Origin of the sequence: Paraburkholderia sp. Ac-20340, from assembly GCF_017104965.1 — a bacterium.
Classification (GTDB): domain Bacteria; phylum Pseudomonadota; class Gammaproteobacteria; order Burkholderiales; family Burkholderiaceae; genus Paraburkholderia.
Map to the genome: position 1 here is coordinate 1 of NZ_JAAGPR010000016.1, position 18,119 is coordinate 18,119.

Genomic DNA, 18,119 nt, shown 5'->3' on the forward strand with positions numbered 1-18,119 from the left:
TGCGGCGCACGATCTCGCGCTGGTGCGCGTAGTAGATCGACGGCAGTTCGAGCTTTTCGCGCTCGATGTATTGCCACACGTCGAGTTCGGTCCAGTTCGAGATCGGGAACACGCGCAGGTGTTCGCCTATGTGCACGACGCCGCCGCGCTGCCGCCGCTCGACGCGTTCGCCTGCGGCACAGCCGAATCGCCCGAGCAATCGGCCACCGTGTTCGTGCGCGTCGATTCGTTGACCGGCGGCGCCCCGCTCACGCTCAGCGGCCCCGGCATCGAAACGACGCAATCGTTCACGCCCGCCGGCCTGCCTGCGCGCTTCTGGCAGGAACGGGCCGCGCTCGCGCCGCTCTTTCCCTGCGGCATCGACTTCTATTTCGTCTGCGGCGCCCAGCTTGTCGGCCTGCCGCGCACGACTTGCGTGGAGGTGAACTGATGTACGTCGCCGTCAAAGGAGGAGAACGCGCGATCGAGGCATCGTGGCGTCTGCTCGACAAGGCCCGCCGTGGCGACACGAACGTGCCCGAACTGTCCGTCGCACAGATTCGCGAACAGATGCGCCTGGCCGTTGCGCGCGTGATGGCCGAAGGCTCGGTCTACGACGAAGAACTCGCCGCGCTGGCGATCAAGCAGGCCGCGGGCGATCTGGTCGAAGCGATTTTTCTGCTGCGCGCCTATCGCACCACGCTGCCGCGTTTCGGCTACACCGTGCCCGTGGAAACGGAGCAGATGGACGTCGAGCGACGCATTTCCGCGACGTTCAAGGATGTGCCCGGCGGCCAGGTGCTGGGCGCGACCTACGATTACACGCAGCGTCTGCTCGATTTTGCGTTGATGGCCGAAGGCGATAATGATTCGGATATCGAATCAATTGCGCAAGCTGAAGAAACGCGCGAAACCGAAGCCATGCCGCGCGTCGTCACGCTGCTGAACCACGAAGGCCTGATCGAGCAGGAAACGGTTGCGGGCGAAGGCGTGGAACCGGGCGATCTCTCGCGCGAGCCGCTGTCGTTTCCCGCCGATCGCAGTGTGCGTCTGCAAAACCTCGCACGTGGCGACGAAGGTTTTCTACTCGCGATGGGCTATGCCACGCAGCGCGGCTATGCGCACTCGCATCCGTTCGCGGGTGAGATCCGCTTCGGCACCGTGGCCGTGGAAATGGTGCTGGACGAACTGGGCGAAGCCGTCGAGATCGGCGAAATCGATCTGACCGAATGCCAGATGATCAACCAGTTCGCGGGCAGCAAGGACATGCCGCCGGCCTTCACGCAGGGCTATGGCCTCAGCTTCGGCCACGGCGAGCGCAAGGCCATGGCGATGGCGCTGGTCGATCGCGCATTGCGCGCCGAAGAACTGGGCGAGACGCTTGCCTCGCCCACTCAGGACATCGAATTCATGCTTTCGCACAGCGACAACGTGGAAGCGTCAGGCTTTGTGCAGCACCTGAAACTGCCGCATTACGTCGATTTCCAGTCCGAACTCGAACTCGTGCGCCGTTTGCGCGCGCAGCATCGCGAAGCTTCAGGCGGCGAGCCGCAAACCGGAGAGGCCGCATGAACGCGCCCGATACATTCGACACCTCGCTGGCCTCGCACGAAACCCAGGCCGCCGACGGCTACAACTTCGCTTACCTCGACGAGCAGACCAAGCGCATGATCCGCCGCGCGCTGCTCAAGGCGGTGGCGGTGCCGGGTTATCAGGTGCCGTTCGCCTCGCGCGAAATGCCGCTGCCGTATGGCTGGGGCACGGGCGGCATTCAGGTGACGGCGGCGATCATCGGCGCGAAAGATACGCTCAAGGTCATCGATCAAGGCTCCGACGATACGACCAACGCGGTGAACATCCGCCGCTTTTTCGCGCGCACGACGGGCGTGGCCACCACGCGCCGCACGAGCGAAGCGACCATCGTGCAGACGCGCCACCGCATCCCCGAAACGCCGCTCACGGAAAAGCAGATCCTCGTCTATCAGGTGCCGATGCCCGAACCGCTGTTCCGGCTCGAACCGCGCGTAGCCGAATGCAAGAAGCTGCACGCGCTGGCCGATTACGGTCTGATCAGCGTGAAGCTTTACGAGGACATCGTGCAGCACGGCAGCATCGCCACGACTTACGATTACCCGGTGACGGTGAACGGGCGCTACCTCACGTCGCCTTCGCCGATTCCCAAATTCGACAATCCGAAGCTGCATATGAACGCCGCGCTGCAATTATTCGGCGCGGGCCGCGAACGGCGCATCTACGCGATTCCGCCTTATACGCCGGTGAAATCGCTCGATTTCGACGATCACCCGTTCGAAGTGCAGCGCTGGGAACATGCGTGCGCGCTGTGCGGTTCGCGCGAAAGCTTCCTCGACGAAATGATCGTCGACGATGCGGGCAAGCGTATGTTCGTCTGTTCCGATAGCGATTATTGCCACGATCGCCGGGAAGATCAGGATCACGAATCAACAGGAGCGCAGCAATGAATTCCGCAATGACGCCGCTCCTGAGCGCGCGCGGCCTCACGAAACAATATGGCGGGCGCAACGGTTGCCGCGATGTGAGTTTCGATCTGTATCCGGGCGAGGTGCTGTGTATCGTCGGCGAATCGGGTTCGGGCAAGACCACGCTGCTCAACACGCTCGCGCTGCGCACGGAAGCCGATGCCGGCACGCTCGATTACACCAGCGCGAACGGCGAAACGCTCGATCTGCGCACGCTCTCCGAGCCGCGCCGTCGTCTGCTCGCGCGCACCGAATGGGGCTTCGTGCAGCAGAACCCGCGTGACGGGCTGCGCGCGGGCGTATCTGCGGGCGCCAATATCGGCGAACCGCTGATGGCGGTGGGCGCGCGCCACTACGGCCGCATCCGCCAGAGCGCGCAGCAATGGATGCGCCGCGTGGAACTGGACGAAACGCGCATCGACGAACTGCCTTCGGCGTTCTCGGGCGGCATGCAGCAGCGCCTGCAGATCGCGCGCAATCTGGTCACCGGCCCGCGCCTCGTGTTCATGGACGAACCCACGGCCAGCCTCGATGTTTCCGTGCAGGCGCGCCTGCTCGATTTGCTGCGCACGCTCACGACCACGCTGCATCTTTCGGTGCTGATCGTCACGCACGATATCGGCGTGGCGCGCCTGCTGGCGCACCGGCTGATGGTGATGCAGGGCGGCGCGGTGGTCGAATCGGGTCTGACCGATCAGGTGCTGGACGATCCTCAACACCCTTATACGCAGACGCTGGTAGCTTCCGTGCTGCCGGTCTAGGATGAACGCCATGACTCTGAATTCCCAGACCTCCCGCGCGGCGCGCGCGTTCGCCGAGCGCCCCGCGCTCATGCTGCGCGCCGAAGACGTCTGCAAGACCTTCACGCTGCACGGCCAGGGCGGTATCGGCATCGACGCGCTTGCGGGCGTGTCGCTCGATGTGGAGCGCGGCGAATGCGTCGTGCTGGTCGGGCCCTCGGGCGCGGGCAAAAGCACGTTTTTGCGCTGCCTGTACGGCAATTATCTGGCGAGCGGCGGCTCGATTGCGATCCGCGACGATGCCGCGCCCGCGCAGCACCTCGACATCACCGGCGCCGAACCGCACGACGTACTGCGCCTGCGCCGTCATGTCGTGGGCTACGTGAGCCAGTTTCTGCGCGTGATTCCGCGGGTTTGCGCACTCGATATCGTGGCGGCGCCGCTGGTGTCGCGCGGTATCGACGAAGAAGAGGCGCGCGCACGCGCGGCCGCCTTGCTCCAACGCCTGAACGTGCCGCAACGTTTGTGGGCGCTCGCGCCCGCGACGTTTTCGGGCGGCGAACAGCAACGCGTGAATATCGCGCGCGGCCTGATCGCGCAACATCGCGTGCTGCTGCTGGACGAACCCACGGCTTCGCTCGACGCGGAAAACCGCGAAGTCGTCGCGGGTCTGATCGTCGAAGCGCGCGAACGCGGCGCGGCCATCGTCGGCGTGTTTCATGACGAAGACACGCGCGAACGCGTCGCTACCCGCGTGCTCGCGCTGCAAGCGCCGCGCGTGACTGATACCGCCGCCGTGGCCTGAGCGTTTCATACGCGTTTTATGTATCTCACGTACCGTTTCACGTACCTTCATAGCCTGACTCAAGACTGATTTCTGGAGCCTGACGATGTTGATCAAGAACGCTCGCATCGTGACGCGAGACGACGTTTTCACCGGCACGCTGCATGTCGAAGGCGAGACGATTCGCGACATTTCGCGCGGTTCGACCGCTGCGCCCGAGGCCGAGGACTGGGAAGGCGACTTCCTGCTGCCGGGCCTCGTCGAGCTGCACACCGACAACCTCGAAAAACACCTCGCGCCGCGCCCCGGCGTGCACTGGAACACCGACGCCGCCTTCGTGATCCACGACGCGCAGATCGCCGCCGCCGGCATCACCACGGTGTTCGACGCGCTCGCCATCGGCACGCGTCTGGCCGTGGGCGTGCGCGGTCGCGACGTGCAACTGGCCAGCGCCGCCGCGCTCTCGCGCTTTTCCGAACGCAAGCTGCTGCGCGCCGATCACTTCCTGCACCTGCGCTGCGAGATCGCCACCGAAGATGTCATCGAACTGTTCGATACGCTGAGCGCGCATCCGCTGCTGCGTCTGGCCTCGGTGATGGACCACACGCCGGGCCAGCGCCAGTGGCACGACCGCACGCAATGGCGCCGCTATCAGGAACGCCACGGCAAGTGGACCGACGAGCACGCCGAAAACCTGCTGACCGAAATGGAAACCGAGCAGGAGCGTTACGCGGATGCACACCGTCGCGCCATCGTCGAGCGTTGCCGCGCGCGCAACATCCCGCTGGCAAGCCACGACGACACGCTCGTCGAGCACGTCGAGCAGGCGGCCGCCGAAGGCATCGTGCTGGCCGAATTCCCGACCACGCACGCCGCCGCAGCAGCAGCGAAGCAGCGCGGCATCGCCACGATCATGGGCGCGCCCAATGTCGTGCGCGGCGGCTCGCACTCGGGCAACGTGTCGGCGCTGGAGCTGGCGCAGGCGGATCTGCTCGACATCCTCTCGTCCGATTACGTGCCGTCGAGCCTGCTGACCGCCGCCTTCGATCTCGTCACCAAGGCCGACTGGACGCTGCCGCGCGCGCTCGCCACGGTTTCGTGGGAACCGGCGCACAAGGCCGGCCTGCACGACCGTGGCGCGATCGAGCCGGGCCTGCGCGCCGACTTTATCCGCGTGACCATGCTCGATACCTTGCCGGTGCCGCGCGCGACGTATCGCGCGGGCCAACGCGTGATTTAAGGGCGTCTGTAGGGGCTCACGCGCCTGCTGCATCGCATCAAAGGCGTGCCGTCACCGGTTGCGAAACCAACGGCACGCCATCGTTTCGATTTCAACTTCCCTTCATGCGCCGGCGCAGGGCTTTGCGCACGCGCTGGCGCATTCTTCCGACTGTTGCGGCGGAGCATCGCAATCCCCTTTTTGCACACCTGTCCGCAGGCCTCGAAACATCGCCTAAAGGCTTGATCCGCAAGACTTTCGAAGCGCCGGCACAAACCGGCGGAGGTTCGTTAGAGCGCTTGTTCGCCTGCCATCCGGTATTTCACTAGCGACGCCGCATTTTTGACCGGGTAAGCTTTGCGCCGCCGCTCGCAGCTACGCTTGCGAGGTCAACCGAATCTCCGGTGCGAGCTGCGCCGGGAAAATGCGCCGTGGCGGCACGACCGCACATGGCGCGCCATGAACCATAAGAGGAGTACAAAGAGTGAAGAAACTGCTTGCCACCCTGTCGGTTGCCCTGCTGGCCGTTTCGGCCACTGTCGCCCACGCGAAGGATTGGACCACCGTGCGCTTCGGCGTCGACGCGAGCTACGCTCCGTTCGAATCGAAAGCTCCCGATGGCAAGCTGGTCGGCTTCGACATCGACCTCGGCAACGAGATCTGCAAGCGCATGAACGCCAAGTGCGTGTGGGTCGAGCAGGATTTCGACGGCATGATCCCGGGCCTGAAGGCGAAGAAGTTCGACGGCGTGCTCTCCTCGATGACGATCACCCCGCAGCGCCAGGAACAGATCGCGTTCTCGGCCAAGCTGTTCAACACGCCGACGCGCCTCGTCGCCAAGAAGGGCACGAGCTACCAGCCGTCGGCTGACTCGCTCAAGGGCAAGTCGGTGGGCGTCGAACAAGGCACGATCCAGGAAACCTACGCGAAGGACAACTGGGCGCCCAAGGGCGTCAACGTGGTTCCCTACCAGAACCAGGACCAGGTCTATGCCGACCTGATCTCGGGCCGTCTGGACGCAGCGCTGCAGGACGAAGTGCAAGCCGACCTCGGCTTCCTGAAGACGCCGCGCGGCGCTGGCTTCCAGTTCGCCGGCAAGGAAATCCCGACGGGCGCAGCGGCTATCGGCCTGCGCAAGGAAGACGCCGACCTGAAGACCAAGATCGACAAGGCCATCGCCGACATGATCAAGGACGGCACGTACAAGAAGATCGAAGCCAAGTACTTCGACTTCGACGTGTACGGCGGCTAAGCGGTTTTTCACGCTGTTTCGCTTCGCTGAAAGCCCGAACCCTTGCGGTTCGGGCTTTTTGCTTTTCGGGCCCGGATTCAGGCGCAAAGCCCACGCAGTTCTGTCAATTACGCGGATCGGCTAAGATCTTGAACACCGGCCCGCCCGCGGGCCATCCACCCGGTCAAGCCGAACAACGCGCCACGCGCCTCAAACGCCACGCGCGCCTCCATCATGCAAACCCACCACCATCCGTTGATTGCGCCCGCACTGGGCACCGCGCGAGAGATCACGAGTTTCCACTACGGCAAACCCGGCGGCACCAAGGTCTACGTGCAGTCGTCGCTGCATGCGGACGAATTGCCCGGCATGCTCGTGTCCTGGGCGCTGCGCCGCAAGCTGGCCGCGCTCGAAGCCGCAGGGCGCATGCGCGGCGAAGTCGTGATCGTGCCGGTGGCGAACCCGATCGGCCTGAACCAGCACTGGCTCGGCCATCTCGTGGGCCGCTTCGAATCGAACACCGCGCAGAACTACAACCGCAACTTCCACGATCTGACGGCGATGGTGCTGCCGCAGGTCGAGTCGCGCCTGAGCGCCGACGCCCACGCCAACCTCAAGGCGATCCGCGCCCTGATGGGCGAAGGCCTCGCCGCCGTGCAGCCGAAGACCGAGCTCGACTCGCAGCGTCTCGCGCTGCAGCGCCTGTCCTATGACGCCGATATCGTGCTGGACCTGCACTGCGACTGGGAAGCCGCGATGCACATCTACACGAACCCCGAACTCTGGCCCGAGGTCGAGCCGCTCGCGCGTTATCTGGACGCCAGGGCGTCACTGCTCGCGCTCAACTCGATCGGCAATCCGTTCGACGAGATTCACAGCTTCTGCTGGAGCGAGCTGCGCGAGCGCTTCGGCGAGCGTTTCCCGATTCCGCACGGCTCGATTTCGGTGACGATCGAGTTGCGCAGCCAACGCGACGTGTCGCACGAATTCGCCGAGCACGACGCGCAGGCCATCGTCGATTACCTGATTACGCGCGGCGTGATCGACGGCACCGCCGCTGCACTGCCGCCGCTCGCGCATCCGGCCACGCCGCTCGCGGGCACCGAGCCGATCGTCGCGCCCGCCAGCGGCGTGATCGTGTTCCGCGCGGATTGCGGCGCGTGGATCGACGCAGGCACGCCCGTGGCCGATATCGTCGATCCGCTCACCGATACCGTGACCACGCTGAACGCCAGCGTCAGCGGCGTGATGTACGCGCGTCACAGCGCGCGCTTCGCCACGGCCGGGATGGAGATCGCCCGCATCGCCGGCAATACGCCGATCCGCTCCGGTTCGCTGCTGTCGCTGTAAAGCCGCTCCAAACCCGCTTCACGCTGTATTCCGCCCCGGCCCATTCAGCGCCGGGGCGTCGCCCGATCGGGCATTTCTGCCTTTCCCTCGCAACACGACTATTGCAAAAAACGGCGAAATCAGACCAGATAACGGGGCTCGATTCCCATTTTTCGTTGCGACATTTGCGTCATAAAAATAAACAAACGTTCATGCAAATCGGCTGAGCGTTGTTACAAAGCAGAAAATCTTATAACGGTTATTTTGCCGCCCTCCGCTGCAGCAGAAGCCGCTTCAAATTCCAGCAAACCCAATACCATCAAGGCTTTGCGCCGATTGCACCGGCGCACAAGCCCACTGTCGCATTCACGCCACATAACCGAGACATTTCAGAGACATATCCTTACTGTCACATTTCTTTCGCTATCGACCCTTAAATTGCAGCGCGATACATGAACTGGTCCACACGAGACCGGAGACCTACTTTCTTTCATCCGGAGAAACAGTTGAAAAAGAAGATTTTGACCACCGCTATCCTCGGCCTGATCGCCGGCTCCGCTCACGCACAAAGCAGCGTGACGCTGTACGGCCTGATCGACGCTGGTGTCAGCTACATCAACCACGTCAAGGACGCATCGGGCGGCAGCTCGAAGGCATTCCAGTACGGTGATGGCGTGGCGCAAGGCAGCCGTTGGGGTCTGCGTGGCTCGGAAGATCTGGGCGGCGGCCTGAAGGCGATCTTCGTGCTCGAAAACGGTTTTAACAGCGGCACGGGCGCAGCAGGTCAAGGCTCGTCGATGTTCGGCCGTCAAGCCTATGTCGGCCTGACGCAAAGCAACATCGGCTCGCTGACGTTCGGCCGTCAATACTCGCTGAGCACGGACATCCTCGGTTCGCTGTACTCGACCGGTGGCAACACGGTTTCGGGCAACTGGGCATACCACGTCAATGACGTCGACCAGCTCACGTCGAGCCGTATCAACAACGCCGTCAAGTTCCAGAGCGTGAACCTGTCGGGCTTCACGTTCGGCGGCCTGTACGGCTTCTCGAACACGACGTCGTTCGCCGGCGCTCCGACCTCGAGCTCGACCTCGTCGTCGCGCGCTTACAGCTTCGGCGCTAACTACGCATACGGTCCGTTCAGCATCGGCGGCGCGTACACGGACATCACGTACCCGGCTTCGGCTTCGACCACGACCTTCTCGACGACGCTCGCGAACGTCAACACGGCAGGTTCGGGCACGATCCGCGATCTGCGTTCGTTCGGCTTCGGCGGCCGCTACGTCTACGGCCCGGCTACGGCATGGCTGCTGTGGACGAACACGCGCTTCGAGCCGATCACCGGTTCGTCGACGCTGTACAACGCGTACGAAGCAGGCGTCAAGTACGCCTTCACGCCGGCTCTGACGGGTGGCGTGGGCTACACGTACTCGCGCGCTTCGGGCCTGTTCAACGCACACTGGAACCAGGTCAACGGTTCGGTCGACTACGCTCTGAGCAAGCGCACGGACGTCTACGGCCTGGTCGCTTTCGAAGAAGCGTCGGGCTCGTACAAGGGCACGCCGGTTCAGGCGCAGATCGGCGATTCGTCGTCGGGCATCTTCAACACGTCGGGTTCGGGCTCGCAAGAACAGCTCGCCGTGCGCGTCGGTATCCGCCACAAGTTCTAAGCATCGCGCACGCAGCGCCGGCACAGCCGGTGTTGCATGCCATGCCAGCCTGCCGTGCCTCGCACGGCGGCTTCGGGGCATCCTTCGGGATGCCCCTTTTCATTTCATGGCCTTACTTCGCACACGCGCGGGCACGCGCACTCGCGCCTGCGGCGCCGTGCAACCTGCCGCATCGGGCGCCATTCTGGTACGCTGCGCCCTTTCCCTTCGCAGCTTTCCCACCGATGGATCTTCCTTTCAACGAAGCCGGCGTATCGGTCACGCGCAGCACACTGTCTGCCGCGGGACAAATCTTCGCACTACGCGATATCGACGATCTTCGCGTCGTCACGATCGGGCGCAACCGCCTCGTGCCGGTGCTGCTTTCGCTGATCGGCGTGGCGCTCGCGGCTTTTGGCGGCGTGTACAGTTCGGGCGCCGGCCTTGGCTGCGGCGTGATGATGATCGTGGTGGGCTGGCTCGCGTGGATCTGGCAGGAAGTCACGCATCGTCTGATGGTAGTGACGAAGGGCGAAACGCGCGAAGCCGTCGTGAGCAGCGACCGCACGTTTGTCGAGCGCGTCGAACAGGCCGTGCGCGCAGCCAAGGCAGCCAGCGCCGACACGCCGGCGCCGCGCCCCGCCGCGCAATAAACCCCGCCGGTCAGCCTACCTGCTCGACCGGCTTCGTATGCCAGATGTCGCGCGCGTACTCGGCAATCGCGCGATCCGACGAGAACGTGCCCATCCCCGCCACGTTCAGGATCGCGCTCGCACTCCAGCGCGGCGTATCGACGTAACGCTCGTCCGCGGCCTCCTGCGCCTCGATGAACGCGGCATAGTCGGCCAGCACCAGGTAGTGGTCGCCCCAATCCACCAGCGTGTGGAAGATATCCGAATAGCGCGCCGGGTCGCCGGGCGAGAAAAAGCCCGTGCGGATCTGGTCGAGCACGGTGCGCAACTCCGCATTCTCCTCGTAGACCTGGCGCGGCCGATAGCCCGCGCAGCGCAGCGCATCGACCTGATCGGACGTGTGGCCGAAGATGAAGATATTGTCGTTGCCCACCGCGTCGCAGATTTCGATGTTCGCGCCGTCCAGCGTGCCCATCGTCAGCGCGCCGTTGAGTGCGAGCTTCATATTGCCGGTGCCCGACGCTTCGGTGCCCGCCGTCGAAATCTGCTCGGACAGATCGGCGGCCGGAATGATCACTTCGGCCACGCTCACGCCGTAGTTCGGCACGAACACCACCTTCAGGCGGTCGCCCACCACGGGATCGTGATTGATCTTTTCGGCCACATCGTTGATGAGCCGGATGATGGTCTTGGCCATCCGGTACGCCGACGCCGCCTTGCCCGCGAACACCACCACGCGCGGCACCCAATCCCGTTCGGGCTCCTGCACGATACGGTTGTAGCGCGTGATCACGTGCAGCACGTTGAGCAACTGGCGCTTGTATTCGTGGATGCGTTTGACCTGCATGTCGAACAGCGCGTCGGGATTGAAGCTCAGGCCGGTGCGCGCGGCCATGCGCTGGATCAGCCGCACCTTGTTTTCGCGCTTGGCCGCGCGGAACGCGGCCACGAAAGCCGCGTCGCCGCTTAGCTTGCGCAGGCCGTCGAGGGCAAATAGATCGCTGCGCCAGTTCGGGCCGATGCTTTCATCGACGAGATGCGCGAGCGAAGGACTCGCCTGCGCCAGCCAGCGGCGCGGCGTGATGCCATTGGTGACATTGGCGAAGCGATCGGGAAAGAGCCGCGCGAAATCGGCGAAGATATCGCGCGTCATCAATTGCGAGTGCAGCTTCGAAACGCCATTGACCTTGTGGCTCGCGACAATCGCCAGATACGCCATACGCACGCGCCGCTGCCCGTATTCGTCGACCAGCGAAATCCGGCGGATAAAGTCGAGATCGTGCGCGCCTTTATCGCTGGCTTCGCGTAGAAACGCCGCGTTGATATCGAAGATGATTTCGAGGTGACGCGGCAGCAGGCGCGCCAATAGTTCGACGTCCCAGGTTTCCAGCGCTTCGGGCATCAGCGTGTGATTCGTGTACGAAAACACGCGCTTGATGTGGCCCATCGCTTCGTCCCACGGCATGCCGTGGACATCCACGAGCAGACGGATCAGCTCGGGAATCGCCAGTACCGGGTGCGTGTCGTTCAGGTGGACCGCCACTTTGTCCGAAAAGCGCCCGAACGTGCTGTGCGTGCGCAGATAGCGGCGGATCAGATCCTGCATCGTCGCCGAAACGAAGAAGTATTCCTGGCGCAGACGCAATTCGCGGCCCGCCATGGTCGAATCGTCCGGATACAGCAGACGCGATACGTTCTCCGAAATATTCCGCGCTTCGACAGCGCGCTGATAATCGCCCTGATTGAAGGCGGAAAGATCGAGTTCTTCGTCTGCGCGCGCCGACCAAAGGCGCAGCGTGTTGGTCGCGCTGGTGGCGTAGCCGGGAATCACCGTGTCGTAGGCCATCGCGTTCACGTGCGTGGTTTCGATCCACTCCACGCGGCCGTCGCGCTGCACCGTGCGCCCGCCGAAGTGCACGGGATATTGCACTTCGGGCCGCGGAAACTCCCACGGATTGCCCGAGCGCAGCCAGTAATCGGGCGCTTCGACCTGCTCGCCGTTGATGATCTGCTGACGAAACATGCCGTAGTCGTAGCGGATGCCGTAGCCAAAGCCCGGAATGCCGAGCGTCGCCATCGAATCGAGAAAACAGGCCGCCAGCCGGCCGAGGCCGCCGTTGCCGAGCGCGGCATCGGGTTCGAGATCGATCAGCGCTTCCATATCGACGCCCACGCCCGACAGCGCCTCTTTCATCTGCTCATAAATGCCGAGCGCGAGCAGCGCGTTCGAAAAGGTGCGGCCGATGAGGAATTCCATCGACAGGTAATAGACGCGTTTGACGTCCTGGTCGTACTGGCGGCGCGTGGTCACCATCCAGCGCTCGACGAGGCGGTCGCGCACGGCGAGCGCAGCGGCGTGCAGCCAGTCCTGCGGGCGCGCGGTCACCGCGTCCTTGCCGACGCCGTACATCAGGCGGTTCGAGATGGAACGGCGCAGCGCATCGGCGCTGCTCTTCAACTGGTCGAATTCAAGACCGACGGCTGTCATCGAATGCCTCCCGGAAAAAGCGGCGCGCGGCGGGATGCCAGGATGGCGGACGCGGCGCGCGGGCGTTCGGGCTGCGCTTGCACATCGCGTGCCGCGCATGGCGGCGATCATTCGCGCGGCAATGCGCGCGGGCACCGTGGCGGTGCATGTCGTCCGCCTGAAAAATGCGGTCTGGCAAGCGCAGATCAGTTTGCAGAGTAGGACATTTTCATGGCGTGCGGCGGCGCGGCATCGCTGCGAGCCGCTTGCGGCGCCTGGATCGCTTCTCCCAATCGAGGCCGGTCGAGGCCGATCGAGGCACAGCGACGCGCTGCGGGCCTTCGCATGGCGTGCGGGTGGCGTGCAGGTGGAATCGGCGCTGACTGGCTGTTAGTTGCGATTGATGCGATGGCGCGTCGTGCCTTACAGCCAGCCCACGCTCTGAAGCAAGCGCTGCAGAATCGCCCGGCCTCTGTAACAATTGCGGGATCGTCCGGCGGGCACGCCTGCCAGAACGCTCCGTCTCACCCGCATCCCCGCTCACGCCCGAGAATCGCCTTGTCCGAAACCGTATCCGCGCCGAAAGACACCGGCCGCACCGACGCCCCCATGACGGCGAAGAACCGCCGCGCCATGGCCGCCGTGATGCTCGCCGTCGCGCTGGCGACGCTCGACACCGCCATCGCCAACACGGCCCTGCCCGCCATTGCCGCCGATCTGCACGCGGCGCCCGCCGCCTCGGTCTGGATCATCAACGCCTACCAGCTCGCGATGGTCGCCACCTTGCTGCCGCTGGCGGCGCTCGGCGACATCCTCGGGCATCGGCGCATCTATATCAGCGGCCTGGCGATTTTCACCGTGGCCTCGCTGGCCTGCGCGCTCGCGCCGTCGCTCACCGCGCTGGCCGGCGCGCGCGTGCTTCAGGGCCTGGGCGCGAGCGCGATCATGAGCGTCAACACGGCGCTGATCCGCTTCCTCTATCCGCCGCACCGGCTCGGGCGCGGCCTGGGCATGAACGCGCTGATCGTCGGCGTCTCGTTCGCCGTCGGGCCGACCATGGCGTCGCTGATCCTTTCGGCGGGCACCTGGCCGTGGCTGTTCGCGATCAATGTACCGCTCGGCGTGATCGCGCTCGTGTTCGCGATGCCCGCGCTGCCGCAGACGGCGCGCGGCAAGCACGCGTTCGATCCCGTCGCCGCGCTGCTCAATCTCGTGACGTTTGCCGCGCTGATCTTCGCGCTCGGCGAGGCGGCGCAGCAGGCGCCGGCGAGGGAAGTGCTGGCGGCGGCCGCCGTCGCCATCGTGTTCGGCGCGCTGCTGATCCGCCGCGAAATCGGCCATCCCGCGCCGATGCTGCCGCTCGACCTGTTCAAGCGCCCGGTGTTCGCGCTGTCTTCGATCACGGCCATCTGCTCGTTCGCGGCGCAAGGTCTCGCGTTCGTGTCGCTGCCGTTCTATTTCGAAACCGTACTGATGCGCAGCCAGGTGGAAACCGGCTTTCTGATGACGCCTTGGCCCGTGGTCGTGGCCGCCGCCGCGCCCATCGCCGGACGCTTGTCGGACCGTTATCCGCCCGGCCTGCTGGGGGCGATCGGTCTCGCGATTCTTGCCGTGGGCATGGCGTCGCTGGCGATGTTGCCGGTGCACCCGAGCGTGATCGACATCGTGATCCGCATGGCGATCTGCGGCGCGGGCTTCGGCTTCTTCCAGTCGCCCAATCTGCGCGCGATCATGGCGGCCGCGCCGCCCGAGCGCAGCGGCGGCGCGAGCGGGACCGTCGCCGTATCGCGTCTGCTTGGGCAGACCACGGGCGCGGCGCTGGTGGCGTTGTGTTTCGGGATCGCCGGCAAGCACGGCCCGACGCTGGCGCTCAGCCTGGGCGCGGCGTTTTCGGCAGCGGCGAGCGTGGCGAGCGGCTTGCGGCTGTTCGCACCGTCGCATCGGGCAGTGCGTGGATGAATTCCGTAGGCGGCGCGATCGGTCCGATGCGCCGCCTGCCGCAGATCAGCGCTTGAAGTAAGCCTTCACCGCCGCGACAACCGTGTCGATATCGGCGGCGCTCACATCCAGATGCGTGACGAAGCGCGACGCGTAGAGCATCTGCGTCAGAATCCCGCGCTCCTTGAGCCACGCCTCCAGCGGCGCGCAATCGGCCTGCGGAAACTGCGCGAACACCATGTTCGTGGCGTGCGACATCAGCTTGACCTCGTCGATCTGCGCCAGCCCTTGCGCGAGGCGCGCGGCGTTGGCGTGATCGTCGGCCAGACGCGCGACGTTGTGATCGAGCGCGTAAAGGCAGGCCGCCGCCAGCACGCCCGACTGGCGCATACCGCCGCCCAGCACCTTGCGCCAGCGATGCGCCACGTCGATCAGCGCCTGGCTGCCCACCAGCACGGACCCGACCGGCGCGCCCAGACCCTTCGAAAAGCAGATCGACATCGAATCGAAACCCTCGGCCATGGCCTTGAGCGACTGGTTCGACGCCACCGCCGCGTTGAACACGCGCGCGCCGTCCAGATGCGTCGCGAGGCCACGGCCATGCGCGAACTGCGTGGCTTCGGCGACATACGCCGCCGGCAACACCTTGCCGCCGATGGTGTTCTCCAGCGCGAACAGGCGCGTGCGCGCGAAGTGATCGTCGATCGGCTTGATCGCGGCGGCCACGCGCTCGAGCGGGATCGAACCGTCTTCGGCATTGTCGAGCGGCTGCGGCTGGATGCTGCCGAGCACCGCCGCGCCGCCGCCTTCGTACTTATAGGTGTGCGCAAGCTGGCCGACGATGTATTCGTCGCCGCGCCCGCAATGCGCCATCAGCGCGGCGAGGTTGCTTTGGGTGCCGCTCGGGAAAAACAGGCCCGCTTCCTTGCCGGCCTGTTCGGCCACGCGGGCCTGCAGACGCAGCACGGTGGGATCGTCGCCCCAGACATCGTCGCCGGTTTCGGCGCGGGTCATGGCGGCCAGCATGGCCTCGGTCGGACGGGTGACGGTGTCGCTGCGCAGATCGATCATGCAATGGAATCCTCGTAGTGGCCGCGCGGGCTGCGGATGCGCGGCACGGGGCGCCACGCACGTTGGCGTGCGCGGCGATGGAAACCATCGAGTGTATTTTCAAACGGCGCGTCGAGGCAAATCGCTGAAAAAACCGCAATCGCCCCGACGCGCGGGATGCGCGCAGGATCGGCGCAAACCGTTAGCGCGTGAGCAGCGGCAGCGGATCGACCGGCTTGCCGTCGCTGCGCACTTCGAACTGCACGCCCGCGACGCCGTTGTTGTCGACGCCCATTTCGGCGATCGGCTGGCCTTGCGAAACGGCGTCGTCTTCCTTCACGAGCAGGCGGCCGTTGTGGCCGTAGGCCGTCACGGTCTGGTCGTTGTGCTTGATGATCACGAGCGGACCGTAAGCTTCGATGCCCGAGCCCGCGTAGACCACGCGGCCCGCGGCGGCGGCCTTGACCGGCTCGCCCGGCGCACCGCCGATCACGATGCCAGTGGACTTGCCCGGCACGAAACGCTGCAGGATCGGACCGCGCGCGGGCCACATGAGCGTGAGCGCCGAGCCGACCGGATTGGGCACGGCCACGCCGTTCGCGGCGGGCGCACTGCTCGTGAACGCGGGCGGCGGCGGCACGGCGCTGCCGCTGCTATAGCCGGCCGGCGGCGCGACGCGCAGCACCTGACCGGGCAGCACCTGCGCATTCGGCGGCAACTGGTTCCAGCTCGCGAGATCCTGCGGGCGCTGGCCGTAAGCCGACGCGATACGCGAAAGCGTGTCGCCAGGATTGACGCGGTAGTAACCGGCGGGCACGCCGTTGGACGTGGGAGTGGGCGGCGCAGACGGGCTGCTTTCCCAGGGCGTGAGCGTACAGGCGCTGCAGGCAAGCGTGAGTGCAGCCAGAGCCGCGTACGCGCCCGGGTTTCGCCATTGTCGATTCATGTTGCTGTTCCTCGCTGGTTCCTCGCTACGTACGACGGGGATACGTATTTGGATGCGCGTGGGGCCGCCGGCGTTCGCCCGCGAAACCCTCTCCGTTGATTAAGCCGGAATTGGCGAACGGCCCCCATTATATCGTCCCGGGCGCGCGGGCCTTTTTAGCGCGCACGCACGAATGTTTGTTAAATCTTCACAGCCAGCAACTATTTCTTACAGCGACCGGACATACTCCGTATCGTTGATCGCACCCTCGCCTATACTCCCTGCTATCAATTCTGATAATCAGACAATAATTCGACGACACGCCTCTCGTTGTGGTGCAACGTTCCTGAGGGACCCAGGATGAACAAAGCCACTTTTGTTGCCGTGCAACTCAACGTCGAAGATGTCACGGCGTCGCCGGGCCTCGTCGAGTTGTTGAACAACCATCTGGTCTTCGCCGCCGATGTCGCCGAAGCCGCCGACGAGCTGGTCCAGCACGCCAGCGTCGCCCGTCTCTCCGGCGGTCTTGAGGCGACGGTAGAGATTCCGGCCATCGTTATCGAGCGTCTGCGCGACGCGCTCGACACCCTGAGCGGCTACGACGAAACCTGGCTCTTCGCACTCGAACCCGGCCGTGCACTCTTCGACGATATCGCACGCCGCCCTCGCCTGCTGCACTGAGCACAGGCCCATGACTGGCCACGCCGGAGCGCAGCGCATCGATCGCAACGTCGCCCGCTCCTCCTGACCGCCCGCCGAACGCCGCGCCCGCCCTTCTCGCAACGGGTTTGAAGCGGTTTGAAGCGGCGTGCGGCCGGATATTTCTGGGGAAACGCCGTGAAGTCCTTTCTGCATCGCCGTAACGCCGTGCTGTCGGGCGGCGCATCGCATCTCGTTGCCGTGAGCGTCGAGTCCGAGGCGAATGGCGTCAGTGCCGAGGAAATCGAGCTCGAGCATGGCGCAGCGCCATCAGCAAATCCCGGGCCCGAGCGTATCGACGCGCAAGCGCAGGCCGAACTGTCCGCAGACGACGTGACCGACGAAGTTACCGATATACCTGACGCCGGCGCTTCGCCACGGCCGGTTTCCACGCTTCATGCCGTGCCCGCCGTGCCGGCGCATCTGGCCAACCGTCCGGTCCAGCTCGCGGACGGCGCTTCGTTCACCGCCCTCGCCGCCACCGACGAGTTGAGCACCTTCCGCGTATTTCACTGCTTCGATTATTCGGTGACCCTGCTGTTCCACGCGCGCACGCTGTCGTACTTCGTGGCGATGCATCAGGACAACGCGCTCTGGCATGCCTTCCGTGCCGCCGATCTGGATTCTGCGGGCGCCGTGTTTCATCACCTGGAAGAGCAGGCGACACGGCTCGCCGATGGTGAAACCCGCCTCGCGCAACTGGCCGCGCAGAATGCGGTGCTCACGAAGCAGATCGAGGAATCGGAGGCGCATGCGGAGCGGCTGCGCGTCGATCTGCAGCGCCATGCGGAACAGGAACATCGGGTGAGCGCGCGCCAGCATCAGGTGCGCAAGGATGTGGCTCAACTGGAGGCGCAGCGGATCGCGGCGCAGGCGCAACTGAACAAGGCGCACCGCACGATTCATCAGCTAAGCGTGACGAGCAATGAGGGCGTGCCGCATTTGACGGGGCGGTGAGGCGGTGGAAAGCAAACGGCCG

16 protein-coding genes and 2 pseudogenes are annotated in these 18,119 nt (G+C 65.0%); 14 read left to right on the plus strand and 4 right to left on the minus strand.

The annotated features are described in order from the left end of the window. Positions 1-136, minus strand: a pseudogene (locus G3N59_RS37080) (phosphoadenosine phosphosulfate reductase family protein); the annotation flags it as partial. On the opposite strand from G3N59_RS37080, the pseudogene phnH reads away from it, so the two are divergent. The 10 genes and pseudogenes from phnH to G3N59_RS19800 all read left to right on the plus strand — a co-directional run. Continuing rightward, positions 122-430 (plus strand): annotated as a pseudogene (gene phnH / locus G3N59_RS19755) (phosphonate C-P lyase system protein PhnH); the annotation flags it as partial. The pseudogenes G3N59_RS37080 and phnH sit on opposite strands and share 15 nt — an antisense overlap. Next, complete coding sequence (locus G3N59_RS19760) at positions 430-1,551, plus strand: carbon-phosphorus lyase complex subunit PhnI (RefSeq protein WP_205984318.1); 1,122 nt, start codon at positions 430-432, stop codon at positions 1,549-1,551. The pseudogene phnH and the gene G3N59_RS19760, both read left to right, overlap by 1 nt. Further along, positions 1,548-2,459 (plus strand): alpha-D-ribose 1-methylphosphonate 5-phosphate C-P-lyase PhnJ, encoded by a 912-nt coding sequence (locus tag G3N59_RS19765; protein ID WP_205984319.1) that lies wholly within the window; start codon positions 1,548-1,550, stop codon positions 2,457-2,459. Before G3N59_RS19760 ends, G3N59_RS19765 begins: the two co-directional genes overlap by 4 nt. A gap of 8 nt (positions 2,460-2,467) precedes the next feature. Continuing rightward, positions 2,468-3,238 carry a phosphonate C-P lyase system protein PhnK gene (gene phnK / locus G3N59_RS19770; protein ID WP_205984466.1) on the plus strand — a complete coding sequence of 257 codons (771 nt, stop codon included), beginning with the start codon at positions 2,468-2,470 and terminating at the stop codon, positions 3,236-3,238. 10 nt (positions 3,239-3,248) lie between these two features. Next, a complete protein-coding gene (phnL, locus tag G3N59_RS19775; protein ID WP_205984320.1) occupies positions 3,249-4,022 on the plus strand; it encodes a phosphonate C-P lyase system protein PhnL in 774 nt (257 codons plus the stop codon). Between the two features lie 85 nt (positions 4,023-4,107). After that, on the plus strand, positions 4,108-5,241 hold the full coding sequence (locus G3N59_RS19780) for an alpha-D-ribose 1-methylphosphonate 5-triphosphate diphosphatase (RefSeq protein WP_205984321.1): 1,134 nt from the start codon (positions 4,108-4,110) through the stop codon (positions 5,239-5,241). Positions 5,242-5,704: 463 nt separating this feature from the next. After that, the gene (locus tag G3N59_RS19785; protein ID WP_205984322.1) at positions 5,705-6,472 is read left to right on the plus strand and encodes an ABC transporter substrate-binding protein; all 768 of its coding nucleotides are present in this window, start codon (positions 5,705-5,707) and stop codon (positions 6,470-6,472) included. Positions 6,473-6,685: 213 nt separating this feature from the next. Further along, on the plus strand, positions 6,686-7,801 hold the full coding sequence (locus G3N59_RS19790; protein WP_205984323.1) for a succinylglutamate desuccinylase/aspartoacylase family protein: 1,116 nt from the start codon (positions 6,686-6,688) through the stop codon (positions 7,799-7,801). Positions 7,802-8,286: 485 nt separating this feature from the next. Then, positions 8,287-9,450 (plus strand): porin, encoded by a 1,164-nt coding sequence (locus G3N59_RS19795; protein WP_205984324.1) that lies wholly within the window; start codon positions 8,287-8,289, stop codon positions 9,448-9,450. Between the two features lie 224 nt (positions 9,451-9,674). Then, positions 9,675-10,082, plus strand: a complete 408-nt coding sequence (locus G3N59_RS19800) for a DUF6232 family protein (protein ID WP_205984325.1) — start codon at positions 9,675-9,677, stop codon at positions 10,080-10,082. Positions 10,083-10,092: 10 nt separating this feature from the next. Here G3N59_RS19800 and G3N59_RS19805 read toward each other — a convergent pair whose 3' ends face one another. Next, a complete protein-coding gene (locus G3N59_RS19805; protein ID WP_205984326.1) occupies positions 10,093-12,549 on the minus strand; it encodes a glycogen/starch/alpha-glucan phosphorylase in 2,457 nt (818 codons plus the stop codon). A 97-nt stretch (positions 12,550-12,646) separates the two neighbouring features. On the opposite strand from G3N59_RS19805, the gene G3N59_RS19810 reads away from it, so the two are divergent. Next, a complete protein-coding gene (locus G3N59_RS19810; protein ID WP_205984327.1) occupies positions 12,647-12,922 on the plus strand; it encodes a hypothetical protein in 276 nt (91 codons plus the stop codon). Positions 12,923-13,086: 164 nt separating this feature from the next. Next, positions 13,087-14,487 (plus strand): MFS transporter, encoded by a 1,401-nt coding sequence (locus tag G3N59_RS19815; RefSeq protein ID WP_277397924.1) that lies wholly within the window; start codon positions 13,087-13,089, stop codon positions 14,485-14,487. A 45-nt stretch (positions 14,488-14,532) separates the two neighbouring features. On the opposite strand, the gene ltaE is transcribed toward G3N59_RS19815, so the two are convergent. Together ltaE and G3N59_RS19825 are read right to left on the minus strand one after the other, a co-directional pair. Further along, entirely contained in the window at positions 14,533-15,537 is a 1,005-nt protein-coding gene (ltaE, locus tag G3N59_RS19820) for a low-specificity L-threonine aldolase (protein WP_205984328.1), read from the minus strand. Positions 15,538-15,718: 181 nt separating this feature from the next. Continuing rightward, complete coding sequence (locus tag G3N59_RS19825) at positions 15,719-16,462, minus strand: peptidoglycan DD-metalloendopeptidase family protein (RefSeq protein ID WP_205984329.1); 744 nt, start codon at positions 16,460-16,462, stop codon at positions 15,719-15,721. Between the two features lie 339 nt (positions 16,463-16,801). On the opposite strand from G3N59_RS19825, the gene G3N59_RS19830 reads away from it, so the two are divergent. Continuing rightward, positions 16,802-17,122 carry a hypothetical protein gene (locus tag G3N59_RS19830; protein WP_205984330.1) on the plus strand — a complete coding sequence of 107 codons (321 nt, stop codon included), beginning with the start codon at positions 16,802-16,804 and terminating at the stop codon, positions 17,120-17,122. 156 nt (positions 17,123-17,278) lie between these two features. Then, the gene (locus G3N59_RS19835; RefSeq protein WP_205984331.1) at positions 17,279-18,097 is read left to right on the plus strand and encodes a DUF2968 domain-containing protein; all 819 of its coding nucleotides are present in this window, start codon (positions 17,279-17,281) and stop codon (positions 18,095-18,097) included. Positions 18,098-18,119 lie beyond the last annotated feature (22 nt).